Source organism: Scytonema sp. PCC 10023 (assembly GCF_963920835.1).
Taxonomy (GTDB): domain Bacteria; phylum Cyanobacteriota; class Cyanobacteriia; order Cyanobacteriales; family Nostocaceae; genus Kalymmatonema.
The window spans coordinates 23199-43660 of sequence record NZ_CAWUDP010000038.1; the positions used below are offsets into that span (position 1 = coordinate 23199).

Here is a 20462-nt window from a genome sequence, read left to right on the forward strand (position 1 = left end):
CAAATACTGCAACAAATATTACTTTTAATTTTTATCTTTCAGAGAATTCTGTATCGTACTAAAATGCTATATATCTACTGATTTTATCATATCTATTTGTCTTTTTCGATGAGATGCTGTATTTTTACTGCATGATTAATCAACCATTTCATCCCTATTTTTTTTGGCATGGAAATCCTGCGTTTGTATGATTTTTTACCCTCAGGCAATGGCTACAAGATTCGTCTTTTATTGACGCAAATGGGTATGCCTTTTGAAAGGGTAGAGGTTAACATTACTAAAAATGAATCTCGAACGCCAGAATTTTTAAGTAAAAATCCAAACGGAAAAATTCCCGTTTTGGAAGTTGAACCAGGGAAATATTTAGCAGAATCAAATGCGATCATGGTGTATCTGAGTGAAGGGACAGAATTTTTACCTTATGACCGTTTTTTACGAGCGCAAGTTCTGCAATGGTTATTCTTTGAACAGTACAGCCATGAGCCTTATATTGCTACATCGAGATTTTGGATTTCTATTCTAGGTAAAGCTCAGGAATACCATTCAGCCATAGAGCAAAAACGTGAACCTGGTTACGCAGCTCTTAGGACGATGGAAAAACATTTATCCAACCATACTTTTTTGGTAGGAGAGCGTTATACGATTGCTGATATTAGCTTATTTGCTTACACTCATGTAGCTGATGAAGGTGGATTTGATTTGACACAATTTCCTGCTATCCAAGCTTGGATAGAGCGAGTGAAAGCAGAACCCAGGTATATCAGTATTACGGAACAATTGAAGCCTTGGTAATTTTGCTTTCAAAACAATTAATTTCATGTATAGCTGGCGTCTCTCCCGTCCTCCTCTAGGACGGGTTTTTCAATCCACACTATTGCATATAAAAGCCAATTTTTTGGAATATGAAACCACAGATGGACAATAAATAAAAGTTTTTCCTCTGTCTTCCCCCTGTTGTAGGGGAGCATGAGGGGGGTGGACACTAGTACCGCAGGGCGGAAGTCAAAAGTGAAGGTAACAAGTCAAAAGACTTATACCGTAACTCTTTTGCTGGTTTGTAATGGTGAAGCAGCGCTGCAGGAGGGTTTCCCGACAGCCAGGCGACTGCTGAACCCGAAGGGTAGCTTTATTTCCGCTGCCATGTACTAGTTATTTATCTGCGTTTATCTGCTACAGAGTCCCGTTCCAAATAGCCCGAAACCAGATTTTTGGAACAAATCTAATTATCAATAAAATTTTTATATATAGCAGTCGCCAGGTAGTTTAGGACAGAAACTGAACGGCTCTCCAAAGGGTGCTGACTCACCAACACACTGGCTCCCCTAGGTGTATTTCAAAAATCAAATAGGAATCCTATAATTATTTATTTTCAAGTGAAGTCTAATTTTGAATTTTAAATTGCTTAATATGTATCAATTTCAACCAGCTTTTGCCGAGAAGATAAACCAGACTTAATTGTGATATGCGATTTTGGCACATCAAATTTTTCTGCTAGTAGTTTAATTAACTCTTCATTAGCCTTACCATCTACAGGAGGGGATTTTAAATGCACGCTAAGACTGCCGTCAGCTTGTTCCTCAATCTTTTGAACTTTTGAATTCGGTTTCACTTTAACTTTTTTTTGCATAACCTTGTGCTTGTAATTGTCGCAACCACAACCAACCCAAAATACAACCCAACAGGTAATGAGGAAAGTCCCACCAAGCAAAGGTGGTTCCAATTAACCATTTACCTATCAACGTAGCGCGAAACTCCTCTAATAAAGGTGGATGCCATAATTGCAAGAATTCCAGTATGCAGGTGATGATAAATACCCATAAAGGAATTTGCCTGACTGCGATTCCACTCCTAAAAAACAGAAATGCAAACAAGCACCAAAATATTTCGTAAAAGACAGCGGCTCCGTAATCATTCAACCACTCATGGGCAGGACCAGTGTAGTACTTAAAGAAAAAGCCCATCGCTATAACGATGAGCAGGGAGGGGATGGTATAAAAGCTTTGAGTTGGTTTTGATAGCATTTTCTAGAAACTAGGGACTAAAGAAGATTTTAGCCCTTGCACCAAAGCTTTTTGTGTTGCAATTTGCGAAATCTAAAATCTTGTTAGGGATATCTTCTGCTACCAGCACCCACAACACCAATTTTGTGGCGATAGGATAATTCGGCACCGAACCAGCCAGAAGCACTCGTCAGGGTACCAACAATGAGTGAGATTATAAGTCCCCAAGGTAATATTGCTGATGCAGGATCTCCCAGACGCAAGATGAAGTTGACGAGTGTTAAGACTAGGATGCTCACGTTAAGAATCATGTGCGCCCAGCCTGCCTTGCGCTTGCGGACTCGTTCAATTTGCAAAAAGTCGCTCATGCCGATTAGGGCTGCTACCACGCCTGCAACCAATCCGAGTCCGATTAACCACAGCGAAGCCCTTGCCCAAAAGAAATCACGAGTTAACCAATAGCCGAAGTCACTCCCCAAGGCGGCGGCTAAAAAGGCAATGGGAAAGATGACACTTAGGGGGTGCAAGGGATGCCCTGCGATCGCAACTGTGCTAGGTACACCAGTATCGTTATACTCTCTATCGTCACTTTCAATAACTGGTGGGAGATTTGGGAACGGTGTCGAAGCTCTCTCTGTAGTTTCCATAATTTTTAGTATTCTTTTGTATCCTAATTTTATGCGGAGGGTATTTGCTCTACGTAAGCTTCAGCTTGCATTATCAGTTTACCTGTTTCCACCTCGAGTTGCTTAACTCTTAGGGTCATTCCTTCTAAATCAAAATTACTTAAATTCAAAATTTCGCTCGTTGCATCTATCAAAGCTTTTGTCAAATCTGGCGATATTTCCTGTGTATCGCCATACTCTACATTTTCTAGAGAAACTGTTTGTCCGTTAGCACTCACTTTCGGTACTGCGGAAAAAGCGACTTGGTGAGTTTCATTCGTTTCTCTTAATAGAATCGAGGCGCTTAGTGCAACTTTACTATTACCAGGTAAACGAAAATTTACTTGCTGAGGAACAATCGTCACTAATTGCCCGTTGACGTGAATTTTCTGGCTTTGCAGTTGTGAACGGACATACTCTGAATTGAAGGCACGGTTGATATCTTCTTCGGTCAAAACAACCCGCGTACTGCCTTTAGTAGGTTTGGTGAGTTCAATCTTACCAAAAGCTACACTGAGGGGATTGATGGCGACGTTACCCATTTGCATTTGCAACTCCTCCACGCGGAGGTCTTTTTGCATTACCAATCCTTCGCCTTCAATTTTGACTGCATCGACCTCTCCCTGAAGCAGTTTCAGTGGGTCTGTTTTGACATCTACATCCAAATTTTCTACTTCATCTAACTGGCTAGATAATCCTATTTCTGCGGCCTTATTGAGTGCCTGCTCTCCCAGCCCCTGATTATCGGGCATTATGACTTTATCTCCTATTTGACCATCTTTGCGTCAATCTAGAAAATTGGCATAAGAAATTTATCTATCTGGCGATGGAGCATAGGTAGATCGCCTATCTACCTAAAAGTATATATAAATATTTTTGAAGTTTAATTTCATTTTTCTACCCGAAGTTTTGCAGCCTATCGGTCAAAAGAAAGATGGAACGGATTTGATTCTTGTGCAAATTTGAGATTAGAAATGAACACGAAAAACTTCCAGAGGGGAACCAGAAAATGGTTACAACATTAGACGATACCAAGCGTTCTGCCATTGCCATTAAACTGGCAGATATGAAAGCGCTTCAAAACTTGATTATCGAAAATGAAGAACAGTTGATCAGACAAGTCAACGACCAAGAAATCGCTGATCGCCTCCGGAGCTTTCTTGAGAGTGACAGAAAAAATCTTGGCATTCTGGAAACTGTAATCGGTCAGTATGGCATCCAAGCTGAGCCAGAAAAAACCGTTACACAAATGGTTCAAAAGGTTCGTGAATTGCAGCAAAGCTCTGAACTGAGCGTGTACGAAAAAGTATTTCAGCATGAATTGCTGAAGCACCAGCAAACCATGACCGGCTTGACAATTCACAAGGCAGCACAAAAAGTTGGTGCTGATGTGTTGCTGGCAATTGGACCTCTCAACACCATCAACTTTGAGAACCGCGCTCACCAAGAGCAACTCAAAGGCGTTCTGGAAATTTTGGGTGTTCGCGAACTGACTGGACAAGAAGCGGATCAAGGTATTTGGGCACGCGTTCAAGACGCTATGGCTGCAGTAAGTGGCGTGGTAGGTAGCGCTGTTACCCAAAACACTGACAAGAAGGATATGAATATCCAAGATGTTATCCGCTTGGATCACAACAAGGTAAATACTTTGTTCACTGAACTGTTGGCAAGCCAAGATCCACAAAAGATTCAAGAGTACTTCGGTCAAATCTACAAGGATCTGAGCGCTCACGCTGAAGCTGAAGAGCAAGTCGTCTACCCCAGAGTACGTCCTTTCTACGGTCAGAACGATACTCAAGAACTGTATGACGAGCAAGCTGAAATGAAGCGGATGTTGGAGGAAATTAAGGGTATCAACCCCTCTAACATGGATCAATTCAAAGGTAAGATCAAACAGCTCATGGACGCTGTTGGTGACCATATTCGTCAAGAAGAAAGCACAATGTTCGCTGCTATTCGCAACAACTTGAGCACTGACCAAAGCGAGCAACTTGCTACAGAATTCAAAGCTGCTAAGACCGAGATTCAAAAGAAATTGGGCGTTGTCAGCGCTAAGTAGTTGGTAGGAATCACTAGACGCAAAAATTTGCGTCTGGTGATCACTCTCGCTCTAATAGCTACTCCCACCACTTAGTGCTGGGAGTTTTGTTGTATTTGTTTAAATGTTTTCGTTTAACAATTCTGGTGCCAATATTTATAAGCCGTATATGCCATAGTGACAACCCCAGTGATGATGGCAGATTCATCAACTTCAAACAGCGGATGGTGCAACGGGTAATTCAGGACTCTATCTCTGAAACCGACACCCAAGCGAAACATCGAACCGGGAGCTTTTTCTAAATAAACAGAAAAATCTTCAGCACCCAGGGAAGGTTCGGGTAACACTTGAACGCGATCGCTTCCCCATGCTTCCTCTGCAGCCGATTGCAACAACTGTGTGAGGAAATAATCGTTTTGCACGCTAGGCACACCTTGACGATAATTCACCTGATATTTCGCGCCGTAGGAATGGCAGACGTTAGCAACGATTTGTTCAATCCAATTTGGCAAATTGGCACGGGTTTCTGGATGCAGAGAACGCACAGTTCCCAATAACTGCACTTTATCAGCAATCACATTCGGCGCTCTACCACCATCAATCTTCCCAATGCTCAAGACTACAGGACGTAAAGGATTTTGCGTTCGGCTAATCGCTTGTTGCAGTGTAGTTATGACTTGCGAAGCAATCCAGATAGCATCTACCGCCTCATGAGGACGAGCGCCATGTCCTGATTCCCCGATAATGATAATCTCTAAATCATCTGCAGCCGCCGTCAAAGCGCCGTAACGCACACCAATCGAACCTGCGGGTATAGAGGGGAATACATGAAGACTCAGTATATTTGAAACCTCGTCCATTGCCCCATCGTTCACCATCCAAGAAGCGCCTTGAGCAATTTCCTCTGCTGCTTGAAATAAAAACCGGACTCGACCAGGTAACTCCTCTGCCATCTGAGACAGAACCATTGCCGTTCCCAAGCCAACTGTAGTGTGGATATCATGACCACAGGCATGCATGATACCTTGTGAGCGGGAGGCAAACTCTAAACCAGTGCGTTCTACAATTGGCAACGCATCCATATCGGTGCGAATTGCCAATAAACGCTCATCTTTGCCAGTCCCTTGTAGTTCTCCAATGACGCCGGTTTTACCCACTCCCTCTTGTACGTGAAGACCACTAGAAGATAAAACACCAGAAACAAAGGCAGATGTTTGGTATTCTTGACCACTGAGTTCTGGGTGAGAATGGATATGACGGCGAATTTCAATTAAGCGGGGTGCCAGTTTTGTTGCTAAGTCTTTAATACGAGTAAGCATTGGTGAATTAAGTTACATACTGTTTTGGCATTTTTCTTATGATAAAGAAATGTTAACCAACTGCTGATTTAACTTCCATATTTTTTGGAAGTAGGGCTAGGGGATAAGGAAAAAGACGGAGAGAGGGAGGGAATCAGAGAGGGAGAGAATGAGAGAGGGAGAGAAAGTTCTCTCACTCCTTCACTCCTTCACTGCTGCACTCTCTCACTCCTCCTCACTCCCTCACTCCCCGTAGCAGGTTGAACCAGGAACCTTCTCAGTTTTAAACTTGTCACATTCTTTTTGAGTTTCACGCTGTAATGACCACCAATAGGGTTTGTTAGAAGTGACGACGCCTGTAGGCATTGTTGTCAGCCGGAAGTTTGCGCCCCGGAAGTTTGTGTACTGCAATTTAGCGCCATTAAGATTAGCAGCTTCCAAATTGGTACTTATGAAGCCAGCAGCTCTCAAATCGGCATTTTCTAGGGATGCGGATTTGAGATTCGCACCTGTTAAGGAAGCGCCGTTTAGATTCGCGGAAGTTAAGACCGCTGTTTCTAGATTGGCACCCGTGAGATCCGCATTTGAGAGATTTGCCTGAGATAAATTAGCACCTTTTAAATTTGCATCTCGTAAATTTACTTTACTTAAATTAGCTTGAGATAAGTCAGCACCACTTAAATCACAACGCGGACAATTATTTGTTGTTTTCAAGAGTTCCAAGTCTTGCTCATTAAGTGCAAAGGCTTGTGCTGTCAACCCAAAAAAGGTGAACAGGACAGTAGTAGTGACAATCTTAATGTTCATATTTTTACACATATCAAGTTAGAAGATTTGGACCAATATGTACTGTTATACTTACATATACGCCTAGTTTAAAAAATAGCAAAAATAAAGAACTAATAAAGAAGTTGTTAAAATTGCGTAAATTGTTATAAATACACTGTTCAAAAGTGAACATGGTTAATAGAATAAAAATATCTTGAGACTTATACAGAAACTCTATAGCCTACGACTTATTTGTTCCCCCCGAGCCTGATATATGAAGGGCTGGGGGGAATTAATTTTTAGGTGGGGAATGAGGGAGTGAGGGAGTGAGGGAGTGAGGGAGGGAGGGAGATGAGGGGGATGAGGGAGAAACTCCGAATTTTGAATGAGCGAATTTTGAATTGATTTGTCCCCGTACTTCCTGTGCAGTTAACGCCAGCCCAACAAGCGCAACCCAGGCACAATGAGGTAGTAACTCACCCCTAACCAGAAGCTGAGCAAGACGCCGACAAAACCAAAAAAAGTCACCGGAAGCCATATCTCGTTCCAGCCGGGCGATCGCAATAAGTCAAATATATTCGTTGGAAGTCCTAAAAAAATTAAACCCGCAAAGACAACAGCTGTGCCAAATGCAGCAATCACAGCGTGAACGATATGATGACTGCGAAGACCTAAACTTATGGTAAGCAGAGAAACACCAGCCAAAATCAATCCTACTAATCCCTCACCTCCCTGATGCGGTGTGATTAATTGTAAAACTAGCCAACCGAATCCATAACTAATAATACCCATCAACGACGTTACAAAAAACCGCCGCTTCTGACCAAAACCCCCTGCAAGCGTTAATCCCCATGCGGTTCCCAAACCAGCTCCTGCAAACAAAAGAAACTCTGATCCTGAGATAGCTGGAGTCGTTGTCACCAGTGCGGGTAGCTGATGAGACATAAATCTGGTAACATCTTCGTCTATGGTTGTCCCAGACGCCAAAACAAACCCACCTATTGCACCAGAACTAGCGCCTATGCCGGTAAGAAGCATTGTCCAAAATGTGTCCAGACAGGCGAGTAAAATGTTAAAAATCGCCTTGAATATAAAGAGAGTCGTGTTACCGACGGCGTGAGCAGAAGTAGTTAGTGCTTGTCCAACGGAGTCTTCAACTTGGGATAAAAATCCCTTTGCTTGTCCAAACCCCTGACGAAAAGATTGCTCTATTTGGGAAAATACCGCCTGCTGTGGCGATACTCGGGAAATTTTTCCGAGACGTTTTTGAATGATTGCGGCGTTTGCTGGACGCGATCGCACATCCTCCTGTATCATCTCATCTAGAAAATCTGCCAGTTGAGGACTGACATTTACCTTATTGCGCCAAACGAACTCTCCCGTCACGGGATTTTCCAACTCCGAGAGAGATTTACCCGTTAACATCTCAATCATCGTTCGACCAAGGGCATAAAAATCAGCACCAGGTCCGATGACTCCCCCAGCAATTTGTTCTGGGGGACTGTAGCCAGAAGAATACAAGCGAGTTGAGGAAGCCTTTAAACCAAACTGGTTGGAACTAAATTGTTTTGCTCCACCAAAATCAATCAGTACGAGCTGATCCCTCTTTGTCCCCCCCTTGTTTACGGACGCTGGGTGGGTACGCAGCATTAAATTAGAAGGTTTGATATCGCGGTGAATGATTTTGCGGCTGTGTAACTCCTGTAAAATCTCCACAGCTTGGACAAGCCAATTTAACACCCACTCCTGGGGACACCCTTGGGGATACTGCTCAAATATTTCCTCTAGAGTTTTACCGTTAATTTTTTCCATCACCAAACAACGGAACTGGTGAGGGTTGATATTGTTTTGTAGAGTCGTTGCAGACAACATCTCTACAGAAAAATACCCATCAGCATCGACTCTGGGAACACCCGGGTGTCGCAAACTTCTTAAAACCGCAGCCTCTTGAACAAACAATTCCAACGCCTTTGGTGAACTTTCCACCAACACTTTCAGCACTTTTTCTGTTTGCGTCTTTTGATCCCAAACTGTATAAATTTGAGCAAATCCGCCCGATCCCAAACGTTGGAGTGGGACATAGCGGTCTAAAAGGTGTAGCGGTGCGCCACAGGTGTGGCAAAATTTGTTTCCCCAAGGCTGGGGATAAGGACGTGGACAATCTGAATTAATGCAATGAACTGCATTTTGATTGATGTGAAACACAAGCGCTCAAAGACATAGCCTGAGTCGATTGTACATAACTGGGGATAGAGAAACAGTTCGTAGTTGCGCTTAAGCCCAACTACGAACTGTTTTCTAACAGCTACATCCATCCCAGGTGATGGGGAAGTTGTATTCCGATTCGGAGGAGAAATCCTTATTATTGCTGGAAGTTTCTTCATCCAAGACTTTGACAACTTTGTTATAAATTTCTTCCGCCTGTTGTGGAGAATCACCTATGCTCGTCAATCCCAACTTACCAAACTGGGAAAGACAACCCATCAAATGAAATACCGTTCCTGTCTCGGTTCCGGTGTCAAAGTGCAGTCTGTGGTGAGCGATGATATCCATCAAGTCGTTGGGTAGAAGCCCCTGATAGCGTTCTTTGTGTAAGTTATCAGTAGCCATGTAGTATTTAGGACGCCCTTGCTGACTGTAAAATAAACCTGTCGAGAGTTCATAGCGACCGTTCGTCATTAATTTCATGGTCATAAACGGATGGGTCGTACCGCCTTTACGCAGGTTAATTTCAATCGCTTGAATGTCCCACTGTCCATCACCCTTATCTACGGCGATAAAATCAACGCCGAATCTTTCTACTGCGCCTTTTTTTGCCAAATTTCTGCCAACTTTTAACCCCATCTGCTGCAATTGCAGTCGATAGGTTTCATCGGCGGGAAATCGACAACCAAGATAAATCTGACCGTCTGGTCCTCCCAGAATTTGGTCGTGGGTTGAGAGGATTTCCACTTCCCCACTGGGTGTGATCCGTCCTTGCACAGAGGGCGATCGCTTGATTTCCCCCTCCACGAACGCCTCAACAATTGCCCCCAACTCAGTGATTCGTCCAGAAAAATTCTCCCAATTCTCTTGTTTTGCTTGAAAGCGCATAGTTTGGAAGCGCTCTTTCATCGCTTCTACCCGTTCGGTATGAGAACCATCAGGAGGTGCTAAATTCTTTATCGGTCTTAAGTCCAACAGTGCATTTCCTTCTCCGGAAATTCCTTCGTTGAGTTTCACCACCATTCGTTTTAAGGTTGGCTGGCGTTCCCACAACTGGGCAGCAGCTTCTGCCAAATCTATATCATTCCAAACTCTTTCGCTGCCATCTGGAAGCGGAACTTCGCTCTCAGCAAAAATTTGCCGACTGCCACTTTTCGTTCCCCAAATTTGCAAATCTGGTGCGGCAGCGTACAGCGGCACTCCTAATTTTAAAGACAGTTCCGCTTCTAATTCGGTGGAATTATAGCATACCATAAATGATTTGTCGAGCCTCAAGGCTTGATGAATCCGCTTAAGTAAGCGCGGGCGTTCTAAAATCTTTTGAGTGAGGGGTTTTAGAGAGGAATCGTAAGTGGAAAGTAGCAGCAAGCGATTGCGAGCATGAGAAAAAGGAATTCCCGGCAAAAGTTGCAGATAATAATCAATGACACTGGGATGCATCGGCATAGATGTAATATAAATCAGCCGAGTGCGGGGGTTCTGCAACCGAATCAAGGAAAATAGCAGTCGTTCCTCATAATGCTCGCAACCTTCGATTTTTTTGAGTTCGCGTTGATCGATACTGAGTGAGGGAATGACTAAAATATCGGCGTCGCTGTTATCAAATATCTCGGTAGTTTTCCAGCGATCGCGTAAAGTTAACTGAAGATCCCGAAACTTGTCAGTTTGTTCTAAAGAAGAAATATTCAGCGTTTGCATAGTAATAAACTGTTCCACAAATAAGCTTGCATACACTTTCCAGCCTGGTTGCTAGCCTCAATTGGCTCTTAAATTTTGGAATGCGTGAATTGTTTAGTCCTGCCTTGCTTTCTCTAGCACTGTCTAACTCTGGTATATCGTAATTAATCTTTGGGTGCCGATAAGATGCAACACTTCTTTTACATACGGCTTTTCATCTCATGATTTCTACTATCCTAGGGAGAAATAAATAGAACTTTCAATAAACCGTAAGGAAGAACTCAGAACACAGAACTCAGCCATGATTCTGTAAGACTGGGAGATGAGTTCCGTAGACCTCTTGCATAAATTTTTTTGTCTTGCGCAGAGGCGCAAAGAACATTTCAAAAAGAAGGACTTTTCCAAGAAGTCTAGTGAACAGTGAACTCATAAATGATAACTGCTTTCTGAGTTCTACATTCTGCATTCTGAGTTCTTCTCACTTTTTTTGTATAAATTGTTTTTACGTCTTTAGATTGATTAGTTTTGAGTTTGTTTACATCTAAAGAGCGATAAATAGCAGCAACACAACAGCTAACTTAATAGACATATGGAAGTTTTAAATCTTTCATGACGGTAGAGTTGTGTAGTTGTGTTCAATTGTCAGATTAAGAGCGTGCGTTAGGTGTGAGGAAAATTAAGAACAGTTGCGTACAGTTGCTTTGGCAATGAGTACGATAGGCTGACAAACGGGGGAAAAGCCTAAACTGGTAAATGGCAATTGGGAGCGAACACAAAAATCAAACCTTGGATTGAAGTATCGATCCAAGGTTTAATTTTGAAATGTCATTTTTTGCGTTGTCTATTTATAGGGAGCATTATAGTATGCCAGAAGAACAATTACAGCCACCTCAAACTCAGGAAGCACCAGGCGTTGAATCACAAATGACGCCAAAACCCAAAGCAGATGATCCTCAGTATAAGGGAAGTGACAAGTTAAAAGACAAAGTCGCCTTGATTACTGGTGCAGATAGTGGTATTGGTCGTGCAGTGGCGATCGCATTTGCTAAAGAAGGAGCAGATGTAGCAATATTATACCTCAGCGAACACGACGATGCTAAAGAAACAAAACATTTGGTGGAATCCCTTGGGCGTCGTGCTGTCACGATCGCTGGCGATGTTGGCGATGAAACTTTTTGTCAGCAAGCTGTACAACAAACTGTCGATGAGTTTGGCAAGTTGGATATTTTAGTTAACAACGCCGCTGAACAGCATCCAAAAAAAAGCATTGAGGAGATAAGCAAAGAGCAATTAGAGCGTACTTTCCGCACAAATATTTTCTCGATGTTTTTCTTAACGAAGGCGGCGCTGAAGCACCTCAAAGAAGGAAGCGCCATTATCAATACTACATCGGTAACAGCTTATAAAGGCAGCCCAGAATTACTTGACTACTCTTCCACAAAAGGTGCGATCGTTGCCTTTACGCGTTCCTTGTCACAAAGTTTAGTAGAAAAAGGAATACGTGTAAATGCTGTAGCTCCCGGTCCAATTTGGACACCTTTGATACCCTCTACTTTCCCGGAAGAGAAAGTAGAAAGTTTCGGCAAACAAGTTCCAATGCAAAGAGCCGGACAACCTGAAGAAGTCGCACCCAGTTATGTATTTTTAGCATCTGATGACTCTTCTTATTTCTCTGGTCAAGTTTTACACCCGAACGGTGGTAGCGTTGTCAACGCGTAAAAGGTTAAGAGTTGCGACTTTTGAATGAGGAAATGTAAATTGTGAATTATAAATTATTTTTTATCATTATAATTTATAATTCATAATTTCTATCTCTTGGCTCTCCTAAATCATTAGGAAGATGAGTTAATCTTAAACTAACTGATAACTTAGCAAAGAAAACTCTCATTAATAATAACTACAGATATGGCATCTCAAACACCACTTCAAGGCACCGAATTAGTAGATTGTGCAAGAGCGAATGCCAAGCAGGGAATTGAAACTGCTGCTTATCAATGTGGCTATGGAGATGACCTTAACACCTTTGCACAAGAATTACGCATAGCCTGTGAGGAAATGAATTTACAAGTTAAGGAACTCACCGACTTGATTACCGATCAAGACTTGATACTGAATTTGGGGACTGGGGAAATCGTTGCCCCAGATACGGCATCAAACCTGTGAGCTTGTCCTAAGCCGTCAATAACGTAGACAAGCCTACACTTCTATTGACAACTATCTACACTACGAATCATCTCATCAACAAACTCTCTAAGCCGTTCTTGCCAGTCAGGAACGGCTTTTAGCTTATCCTTGATACCAGGCAACACCTTAAAACATACAGGGTCTTTATCGAACGGACGGTCACTAGTAAAACCTAACTTATTATTTTTCTGAAAAGTCATAACAATAGGGTGTAGCTGTTGATATACTAACAATAGCATCGCATTAGAGGTCGAACAATGCTTTTATCCATCAAAACAAAGCTAAAACTAAGTAAAACTCAAGAAATGATAATGAGTAAGCATGCTGGAATAGCTAGGTTTACTTATAACTGGGGTTTGGCAACTTGGAATAGCTTGTTTAAAGATGGATTAAAACCTAATAAATACATCCTCAAGAAGTTCTTTAACAACCACGTGAAACCTGAGCTTGAGTGGATTAAAGAAAAAGGTATTTGTCAGAAAATAACTCAATATGCTTTCGATAACTTAGGTGACGCTTTCTCTAGATTCTTTACGGGTATTGGTGGCTATCCTAATTTTAAAAAGAAAGGTCATCACGATTCTTTTACTATTGATGCAGGTGGCAAGCCTATCCCTGTTGGTGGTAAGTCAATAAAGCTTCCCACGATTGGATGGGTCAAGACTTATGAAGGTTTACCACATACCACATGTAAATCAATCACGATATCGCGGATTGCTGACAATTGGTTTATTGCTTTCGCTTATGAGCAGGAACATGAACCAACTGTCAAGCAGCACGATGTTGTGGGAGTCGATTTAGGTATCAAGGAATTGGCTACGCTATCTACTGGTGTGGTGTTTCCCAATCCTAAACATTATAAAACTAGTCTACAAAAGCTAAGAAGACTGTCTAAAAAGCTTTCGAGAAAAGTTAAAGGATCTAATAACAGACATAAAGCCAAAATTCAACTCGCTAAACATCATGCTAGAGTAGCCAATTTCAGGAAAGATACTCTTCACCAAGTCACTACTTTCTTATGCAAAAACCACGCAAAAATAGTAGTAGAAGATTTGAATGTTTCTGGAATGTTATCTAATCACAAATTAGCGCAAGTGATTGCTGATTGTGGTTTTCATGAGTTTCAACGCCAGTTGGAATATAAAGCCAAAAAGTTTGGCGGCGAAATAGTCATTGCTTCACGTTGGTTCCCGTCAAGTAAAACCTGTTCTAACTGTGGACATGTTCAAGATATGCCGCTAAAAGAAAGGACTTACAATTGTAAAAATTGTGGACATTCGATGGACAGAGATTTAAACGCAGCAATTAATTTATCACGTTTGGCTAAAGCGTGAAAGCTTACTGAGGGATAACCGCTCCCATGCTCCCATTGAAGTAAGAAGTAAATGTCTAGACTTGTCTAGGATTTATATAGCAGAATTAGGAATTAGGAATGATAAGTTAGGAGTGGCAAAAGAAGAATTCAGAATTCCGAATAAAGACTTCATTCTGAGTTCTTCTTCGTAACTCACATCCTTAAAATGACTCGCGCTAAGTTGAAGTAAATCAAAACACCTAATACATCCACTGCTGTGGTAATGAATGGTGCTGACATTAATGCCGGATCTAAACGGAGTAGGCGGAATAAAAATGGGAGCGCGGAACCAGAGACAGAAGCTAAAACAGAAATGGCTACAAGACTGATTCCGACTGCGATCGCCACCTCTAAATTATTTTGCAGGAAAAAAGCCCACACTGTAGCGATCGTCCCCAATATTCCTCCGAGCAAAGCACCTGCAAGACCTTCGCGTCCAATGACTTGCAATGGTCCCAAGGCACGAATTTCATCGGTGTTCATCCCGCGAATCACCACTGTGGAAGACTGCGCCCCAACATTACCGCCAGTACCAGTCAGCAAGGGGATAAACGCCGCCAGCGACACGACTTTTGCCAAAATATCCTCTTGTGACCTAATAATAGTTCCGGTAACAGTGTTGGTCACAAGCAAGACCAACAACCACACAACGCGCTTGCGAGCTACTGAGATTAAATCCAACTGAAAATAGTTGTCGCCTCCGGTTTGCACACCACCACCCAAGGTGTATATATCCTCAGTGGTTTCTTCTTGCAGGATATCGATAACATCATCAACAGTGACAATACCTACAAGACGCCGTTCTCGATCCACCACAGGCACAGCCAGAAAGTCGTATCGTTGTATCAACCTGGCGACTTCTTCCTGGTCTGTATCGGTATAGATAAACACTGATTCACGGATCATCACGTCGCCAATTTTTTGCTCCGGTTGAGACGTCACCAACTGGCGTAGAGACAAAATCCCAGTTAAACGCCTTGCTCCATCCGTGACGTAGAGATAATAAATCATCTCGCTCGCATTAGCTAAGCGACGAATCCGCTCTAAAGTTTCCGCCACTGTAAAATTTTCTTTGAGCGAGATTAACTCTGGCGTCATGATCCGCCCAGCCGTTCCAGCTTCATAACCCAACAGTTGAGCCGTGGCTTGGCGTTCGCCTGGACTCAGTTGTTCCAGCAATCGATTCACAATTTTTGCTGGTAATTCATCAAATAACCTAGCTCGGTCATCTGGCGACATTTTATCGACAATATCAAGGACTTCTTGACTTCTCAATTCCTCGATGAGTCGTTCTTGGACGCTGTAGTCGAGATGTTCATAAACTTCGATTGCTTCTTGTTTGGAAAGCAAGCGAAATGCCAAAGCGTGCATTGCTTCTGGTAACCCTTCAATTGCTTCGGCAATATCTGGAGCCTGTACGGGTACCAGAATCGCTTTTGCTCCCTGCAAATCTCCCGCTTCCAGCAGCATTTGCAATTGAACTCTGACTAACTCTCGCAATTCCCTGCGCGATACGTCTTGGAAGGTAGAAGTCATACCGTTTGGAGTTTGCATAAGATACAACGAGGGTGATGCGAAATGGTATATTCTACTTAATATGTATAAGGGAGGGCAAGTTACTTATGAATCCCCAGCAGGGAGTGAAAATCAGGGATTGAAATTGAAAACTGTTTCTGACCTTAGTTTACGAGAAAGTGCAAACGTAAAAAGTAAAACTTGATATTTTTCTGTATATGCGTAAATTTTTAGTATTCTCTGGCTAAAGATAGAAGAAATATTTGGCTTATGTCTGTTATTATTTTGTGTTGCTTAGATGTATTGTGCCTTTAGGAATAATGACTTTCCTTGTCTCCTATTCCTCAACAGTTTTTAGAAAAATATTGTGGGTGATTGGATATTACCGAAAACGTTGAAATGTAAGTTGAAATGTAAAGTTATATAACAATTGTATTGGTATTGTGAAACTGTTATTGTGTAGTAAAGAGGGAAAGAATCACACCGAACACCTACTGCTCATTACCAACCACCTTTTACCTACTCACAAATTATTTACGACTGCTGTAGAGCCAATTTCATAAGCCTATGACGATAAGGTAATTTTTTTATTTAGTCATTTGGTGATGTAGGTTTGCCTAATTCGCATTATGTCTATCCTACAGTTCATTGAGTAGGATATTCTGTTCAATCTTTGTAGGCTTTATCCTAGGAATTTGCAGTGAACATAGACAAATTAGAAATAGACAAATTTACTCAACGCACACAGGGAATGTACAGGCGTTTAACAGATTTATACGAAAATCTGAACACAATGCCTATCATGCCAGATGTGCTCCCGCAAGCTCTTGTCGAACTTGGTAGTGCTTCAGAAATAGTCAGTTTGGCTACAGAGGAACTTCATCAGCAGAATGAAGAACTCATACAAACACGAACTTTGCTAGAAGCGGAACGCCAACGCTACCAAGATTTATTCGAGTTTGCACCAGATGCCTACTTAGTAACAGATACCTTAGGTATCATTCGTGAAGCCAACCATACGACGGCGACACTACTGAAAGTCTCACAGAACTATCTGATAGACAAACCAATAGTAAACTTTGTGGCACTCCCAGATCGTCCGGCTTTTCGCAGCTACCTGACCCAAATATGCGAATGCACCAAGGTAAAAGAGTTAGTCGTACGCATGCAAAAACGTGATGGCGAGTTATTGGACGCCGCCATGACAGTGGGAGTTGTCCGCAATCAGCAAGGTAAGCCAATAGCACTCCGCTGGCTCATACGTGATATCACTGAGCGCAAACAAGCAGAATTAGCGCTGTTGAAAAATGACGGCGATCTAACTCAAAACCGCCTCTGGCATAAATATTGCAAAGGAGAATCTATTTCCCTCAACTTAAGCACTCTTTGGTATGTGTGTCAAGGTTGCGTCAAGCTGAGTACGCTATGTGAAACAGGCGAGGAAGTCATGGTTGGGTTGGCAGCAGAAGGAATGGTTTTTGGTTCAAGTTTGACCATGCTACACATTTACCAAGCAACAGCTCTATCGGAAGTAGAATTAGTGTCAATTGACGTTGCAGAAATTGCTGCTTCACCAAACCTCAGTCATACCCTGTTACCAAAAATCAATCAACGATTACGGCAAACAGAATTTTTTTTGGTGATTGCTGGTAGACGACGAGTACAAGACCGATTTGACCAATTATTACTCCTTTTAAAACAAGAAATTGGTGAACCAGTAGCAGAGGGAATTCGCCTGAGTGTTCGCTTCACTCATGAAGAACTTGCTAGCGCCTGCTGCACAACCAGAGTAACTATTACACGACTGATGGGCAAGTTACAACAACAAGGTCAAATTTACTTTGACTCCAAACATCACATAATTTTCAAAGATATATAAATATATGGCGTTGCTGAATTTGGTCATGAATTATGTTTGTAAATATTTTTGTAGTTTGACGCGAAATGCTTGTAGAGACGTGCCATGGCGAGCCAGCGCTGCAGGAGGGTCTCCCGACCCAGGCGACTGGCGTCACGTCTCTACACACCTATGAATTATAAAATCATATCTTGCAGCAACACCAAATATATAAATCATCTGTGTGCATCTGTGTGCATCTGTGGTTTCATTTTTATTCGCTGCGGAAGTTCCTAATCATAACTTTAGAGAGGACTGAAGTCCTCACTACAAAGAAGTTTTATTACGGGTCAAGAAAACTTTTTCACCCATGCTAACAGTCGTTTGGTGTTTGGTGTGAGGGCAGTGGAGAGATAGTAAGCATCTGCAGCCTTCCTAATGGCTTCAGCTTGAGTTGGGTAAGGATGAATCACTTGACTCAGCTTGTTCAAGCCAATATTATGAACAATTGCCGTTGTTATCTGTGAAATCATCTCACCCGCATGACGGGCAACAATGGTCGCGCCTAATATTTTATCAGACCCTTTTGGATGGTGGATTTTCACAAATCCTTCCTCTTCACCATCGGCGATCGCTCGGTCTACATCACTAAATGGTATTTTAATCGTCGCGACATCAATACCCATTTCCTGCGCTTGGTGTTCGTACATTCCTACATGGGCAATCTCGGGATCAGTATAAGTGACCCAAGGCATAACTAAACTGCTCAGTTTCTGCCGTCCCAAACCAAAAGGGGAAAACAGTGCATTTCTAATCACAATCCGCGCTGCAGCATCAGCAGCATGGGTAAACTTCCAGTTCATGCAGATATCGCCAGCTGCAAAAATCCTAGGATTCGTGGTTTGCAGGTAATCATTCACCATTACACCGTGGCGTTGGTCATATTCTACCCCGACTGCTTCTAAATTCAGACCTTCCACATTTGGGGCGCGTCCCGTACCTATTAAAATGTCATCTACTGTGACAACATCCTGCTTACCATTACAGGTAAAGTAAACATTTTTACCCTCGTTAGTCTTTTCCACCTTCTGTATCTGGGAATTCAGCACTAAGCGAATTCCTTCGCGAATGAAGACTTTTTCGACAATCTCCGCTGCGTCCGCATCTTCTTTATTGAGGATATGAGTTCCTTTGTGCAAAAGTGTCACCTCACAACCTAAGCGTCGAAAAGCCTGCGCCAATTCGCCGCCAATAGGTCCACCACCAATCACCACCAAGCTTTGGGGTTTTTGGATCAGAGAAAACACTGTTTCATGAGTCAGATAACCCGCTTCTTCAATTCCTGGAATCGAAGGTGACATGGGTCTCGCTCCCGTAGCTATCACCGCTTTTTTAAACCGGAGAGTTTTGTCGTTAACTTCCACGGTATCGTTGCTGACAAACTGAGCGTTCCCTAAAAAGACATCTACCCCCATCTTTTGAAAGCGCACTGCTGAGTCATGGTAGCTGATCCCGGCTCTTATGCGCCGCATTCGTGCCATAACTTCAGGAAAATCAACATCAATATATGGGCTTGGCGCTTGAATGCCAAAGTTTTTCGCATTCCACATTTCCCCAACTACCCGAGAAGACCGGATAATGGTCTTTGATGGTACGCAACCAAAATTCAAACAATCCCCACCCATAAGGTGTTTTTCAATCAAGGCTACTTTCAAACCCACACCTACAAGCGCTGCACCTCCAGCCGCCACCAAGCCTGCTGTACCCGCACCAATCACCACTAAGTCGTAATAATCAGCAGGTTGAGGATTGACCCAATTCTGTGGATGTACGTAAGAAACCAATGTCTGGTTATACTCATCCATCGGGCGAACTGTAACTCTTTGGAATTCTGACATTGGCGTACCTCCTTTGAGAATTGAAAATGCAAAATCCTTATGGCTGTTACTTTTGCACAGGACAAAATTTAGATTGCTAACTTCACAAGGATGAGAACCTTTGCAATTTTTTGTCAGTTAAAAAAATCACAAATATTTTCCAAGCATTTCTCTACTAAACACGAAAGAATGTAATTTTAATACTCTAATTCCAATTTAAGAATATCTCCAATCGCTATATCAAACTAAGAATACGACACTTATATGATGTGCAGCTTAAATCTTTCTTAATTTCTATCGTCGGAACCAGCTTATAATCTGCTTTGGAGAAACACCAAGTAAATAAGCCACAATAATGATTTGATTGGTCAGGGTGGTTTGGAAAACTCCGTTTTTCAGCCATCGACGTGCAGATGTCAAAATAGGTACAGCAATGATGGTAATTCCTCCAGTCCGCCTTAACCGTTGTACCAGTTCCAAGTCTTCCATAATAGGGAGTTCTGGAAACTTACCAATTCGATAAAATATTTCTTTTGTTAAAAAAATGGCTTGGTCGCCATAGGGCATTTGCAAAAAACGCGATCGCCAATTCACCCCCCATTCCACCAACCGCAAACTCCATAGCTGTGCGTCTATCCTGAGTGCAAAAGCACCCGCCACAACCCCTCTTTGTTGCAGTGCAGTGCGAACCATGATATCAAACTCAGCAGGTAAGCGGCTATCTGCATGCAGAAATAGCAGAATCTCTCCACTGGCAGCTAAAGCACCAGCATTCATTTGATAAGCACGACCACGAGGAGCAGAGATAAGCTTAACACCTAATGATTCAGCAATTTCCGCAGTACCATCATTTGAGCCGCCGTCTACCACAATCACTTCTACATTTGTACTTGGTTGAGTGCTGGCAACAGCTTGTTTTATATTTATCGCCTCATTAAGAACCGGAATAATTATGGAAATTCTTGCAGTGTCGATATTGTGGCTTTGAAGTTCTAACAAGTGATATATATCCAAGCAAAACTTTCATCAAGACTTGAAGACTAA

18 protein-coding genes are annotated in these 20462 nt (G+C 42.4%); 6 read left to right on the forward strand and 12 right to left on the reverse strand.

Annotated elements, in window-relative coordinates:
• The first annotated feature begins 168 nt into the window (after positions 1–168).
• Complete coding sequence (locus tag ACM0OZ_RS22535; protein WP_414585046.1) at positions 169–792, forward strand: glutathione S-transferase family protein; 624 nt, start codon at positions 169–171, stop codon at positions 790–792.
• Between the two features lie 610 nt (positions 793–1402).
• Here ACM0OZ_RS22535 and ACM0OZ_RS22540 read toward each other — a convergent pair.
• From ACM0OZ_RS22540 to ACM0OZ_RS22555, 4 genes are all read right to left on the reverse strand, one after another.
• Positions 1403–1627: a DUF167 domain-containing protein gene (locus ACM0OZ_RS22540; protein WP_414585047.1), complete on the reverse strand. Its 225-nt coding sequence runs from the start codon at positions 1625–1627 to the stop codon at positions 1403–1405.
• A complete protein-coding gene (locus ACM0OZ_RS22545) occupies positions 1611–2021 on the reverse strand; it encodes a DUF2809 domain-containing protein (protein WP_414585048.1) in 411 nt (136 codons plus the stop codon). Before ACM0OZ_RS22545 ends, ACM0OZ_RS22540 begins: the two co-directional genes overlap by 17 nt.
• Before the next feature lie 83 nt (positions 2022–2104).
• Positions 2105–2647 carry a DUF2231 domain-containing protein gene (locus ACM0OZ_RS22550; RefSeq protein ID WP_073630785.1) on the reverse strand — a complete coding sequence of 181 codons (543 nt, stop codon included), beginning with the start codon at positions 2645–2647 and terminating at the stop codon, positions 2105–2107.
• A gap of 29 nt (positions 2648–2676) precedes the next feature.
• A complete protein-coding gene (locus tag ACM0OZ_RS22555) occupies positions 2677–3417 on the reverse strand; it encodes a DUF2993 domain-containing protein (RefSeq protein WP_414585049.1) in 741 nt (246 codons plus the stop codon).
• Between the two features lie 257 nt (positions 3418–3674).
• On the opposite strand from ACM0OZ_RS22555, the gene ACM0OZ_RS22560 reads away from it, so the two are divergent.
• Entirely contained in the window at positions 3675–4724 is a 1050-nt protein-coding gene (locus ACM0OZ_RS22560) for a hemerythrin domain-containing protein (RefSeq protein ID WP_414585050.1), read from the forward strand.
• A gap of 113 nt (positions 4725–4837) precedes the next feature.
• Here ACM0OZ_RS22560 and ACM0OZ_RS22565 read toward each other — a convergent pair whose 3' ends face one another.
• From ACM0OZ_RS22565 to ACM0OZ_RS22580, 4 genes are all read right to left on the reverse strand, one after another.
• On the reverse strand, positions 4838–6022 hold the full coding sequence (locus tag ACM0OZ_RS22565; protein ID WP_414585051.1) for a M20 family metallopeptidase: 1185 nt from the start codon (positions 6020–6022) through the stop codon (positions 4838–4840).
• Between the two features lie 222 nt (positions 6023–6244).
• Positions 6245–6808, reverse strand: a complete 564-nt coding sequence (locus ACM0OZ_RS22570; RefSeq protein ID WP_414585052.1) for a pentapeptide repeat-containing protein — start codon at positions 6806–6808, stop codon at positions 6245–6247.
• A 390-nt stretch (positions 6809–7198) separates the two neighbouring features.
• On the reverse strand, positions 7199–8974 hold the full coding sequence (locus tag ACM0OZ_RS22575) for a protein kinase domain-containing protein (protein ID WP_414585053.1): 1776 nt from the start codon (positions 8972–8974) through the stop codon (positions 7199–7201).
• Between the two features lie 93 nt (positions 8975–9067).
• A complete protein-coding gene (locus tag ACM0OZ_RS22580; protein WP_414585054.1) occupies positions 9068–10672 on the reverse strand; it encodes a peptide ligase PGM1-related protein in 1605 nt (534 codons plus the stop codon).
• Positions 10673–11515: 843 nt separating this feature from the next.
• Here ACM0OZ_RS22580 and ACM0OZ_RS22585 point away from each other — a divergent pair.
• Together ACM0OZ_RS22585 and ACM0OZ_RS22590 are read left to right on the forward strand one after the other, a co-directional pair.
• Positions 11516–12370, forward strand: a complete 855-nt coding sequence (locus tag ACM0OZ_RS22585; RefSeq protein ID WP_414585055.1) for an SDR family oxidoreductase — start codon at positions 11516–11518, stop codon at positions 12368–12370.
• A gap of 186 nt (positions 12371–12556) precedes the next feature.
• The gene (locus ACM0OZ_RS22590) at positions 12557–12814 is read left to right on the forward strand and encodes a hypothetical protein (protein ID WP_414585056.1); all 258 of its coding nucleotides are present in this window, start codon (positions 12557–12559) and stop codon (positions 12812–12814) included.
• Between the two features lie 41 nt (positions 12815–12855).
• Here the strand turns inward: ACM0OZ_RS22590 and ACM0OZ_RS22595 are convergent, their stop codons facing one another.
• Positions 12856–13035 carry a hypothetical protein gene (locus ACM0OZ_RS22595; RefSeq protein ID WP_414585057.1) on the reverse strand — a complete coding sequence of 60 codons (180 nt, stop codon included), beginning with the start codon at positions 13033–13035 and terminating at the stop codon, positions 12856–12858.
• Between the two features lie 57 nt (positions 13036–13092).
• On the opposite strand from ACM0OZ_RS22595, the gene ACM0OZ_RS22600 reads away from it, so the two are divergent.
• Entirely contained in the window at positions 13093–14169 is a 1077-nt protein-coding gene (locus tag ACM0OZ_RS22600) for an RNA-guided endonuclease InsQ/TnpB family protein (RefSeq protein ID WP_414585058.1), read from the forward strand.
• Between the two features lie 173 nt (positions 14170–14342).
• Here the strand turns inward: ACM0OZ_RS22600 and mgtE are convergent, their stop codons facing one another.
• Positions 14343–15743, reverse strand: a complete 1401-nt coding sequence (gene mgtE / locus ACM0OZ_RS22605) for a magnesium transporter (RefSeq protein WP_414585059.1) — start codon at positions 15741–15743, stop codon at positions 14343–14345.
• A 661-nt stretch (positions 15744–16404) separates the two neighbouring features.
• Between mgtE and ACM0OZ_RS22610 the strand changes: the two genes are divergently transcribed.
• The gene (locus ACM0OZ_RS22610; protein WP_414585060.1) at positions 16405–17583 is read left to right on the forward strand and encodes a PAS domain S-box protein; all 1179 of its coding nucleotides are present in this window, start codon (positions 16405–16407) and stop codon (positions 17581–17583) included.
• A 308-nt stretch (positions 17584–17891) separates the two neighbouring features.
• Here ACM0OZ_RS22610 and ACM0OZ_RS22615 read toward each other — a convergent pair whose 3' ends face one another.
• Positions 17892–19439 (reverse strand): mercuric reductase, encoded by a 1548-nt coding sequence (locus tag ACM0OZ_RS22615; protein ID WP_414585061.1) that lies wholly within the window; start codon positions 19437–19439, stop codon positions 17892–17894.
• A 273-nt stretch (positions 19440–19712) separates the two neighbouring features.
• Positions 19713–20432, reverse strand: coding sequence for a TIGR04283 family arsenosugar biosynthesis glycosyltransferase (locus tag ACM0OZ_RS22620; protein ID WP_414585062.1), 720 nt, complete (start codon positions 20430–20432; stop codon positions 19713–19715).
• Between the last annotated feature and the right edge of the window lie 30 nt (positions 20433–20462).

Excerpts from the sequence above, each read along its gene's own strand:
- ACM0OZ_RS22535 (WP_414585046.1), top strand. The coding sequence starts at position 169 with ATGGAAATCCTGCGTTTGTATGATTTTTTACCCTCAGGCAATGGCTAC.
- ACM0OZ_RS22540 (WP_414585047.1), bottom strand. The coding sequence starts at position 1,627 with ATGCAAAAAAAAGTTAAAGTGAAACCGAATTCAAAAGTTCAAAAGATT.
- ACM0OZ_RS22545 (WP_414585048.1), bottom strand. The coding sequence starts at position 2,021 with ATGCTATCAAAACCAACTCAAAGCTTTTATACCATCCCCTCCCTGCTC.
- ACM0OZ_RS22550 (WP_073630785.1), bottom strand. The coding sequence starts at position 2,647 with ATGGAAACTACAGAGAGAGCTTCGACACCGTTCCCAAATCTCCCACCA.
- ACM0OZ_RS22555 (WP_414585049.1), bottom strand. The coding sequence starts at position 3,417 with ATGCCCGATAATCAGGGGCTGGGAGAGCAGGCACTCAATAAGGCCGCA.
- ACM0OZ_RS22560 (WP_414585050.1), top strand. The coding sequence starts at position 3,675 with ATGGTTACAACATTAGACGATACCAAGCGTTCTGCCATTGCCATTAAA.
- ACM0OZ_RS22565 (WP_414585051.1), bottom strand. The coding sequence starts at position 6,022 with ATGCTTACTCGTATTAAAGACTTAGCAACAAAACTGGCACCCCGCTTA.
- ACM0OZ_RS22570 (WP_414585052.1), bottom strand. The coding sequence starts at position 6,808 with ATGAACATTAAGATTGTCACTACTACTGTCCTGTTCACCTTTTTTGGG.
- ACM0OZ_RS22580 (WP_414585054.1), bottom strand. The coding sequence starts at position 10,672 with ATGCAAACGCTGAATATTTCTTCTTTAGAACAAACTGACAAGTTTCGG.
- ACM0OZ_RS22585 (WP_414585055.1), top strand. The coding sequence starts at position 11,516 with ATGCCAGAAGAACAATTACAGCCACCTCAAACTCAGGAAGCACCAGGC.
- ACM0OZ_RS22590 (WP_414585056.1), top strand. The coding sequence starts at position 12,557 with ATGGCATCTCAAACACCACTTCAAGGCACCGAATTAGTAGATTGTGCA.
- ACM0OZ_RS22595 (WP_414585057.1), bottom strand. The coding sequence starts at position 13,035 with ATGACTTTTCAGAAAAATAATAAGTTAGGTTTTACTAGTGACCGTCCG.
- ACM0OZ_RS22600 (WP_414585058.1), top strand. The coding sequence starts at position 13,093 with ATGCTTTTATCCATCAAAACAAAGCTAAAACTAAGTAAAACTCAAGAA.
- mgtE (WP_414585059.1), bottom strand. The coding sequence starts at position 15,743 with ATGCAAACTCCAAACGGTATGACTTCTACCTTCCAAGACGTATCGCGC.
- ACM0OZ_RS22615 (WP_414585061.1), bottom strand. The coding sequence starts at position 19,439 with ATGTCAGAATTCCAAAGAGTTACAGTTCGCCCGATGGATGAGTATAAC.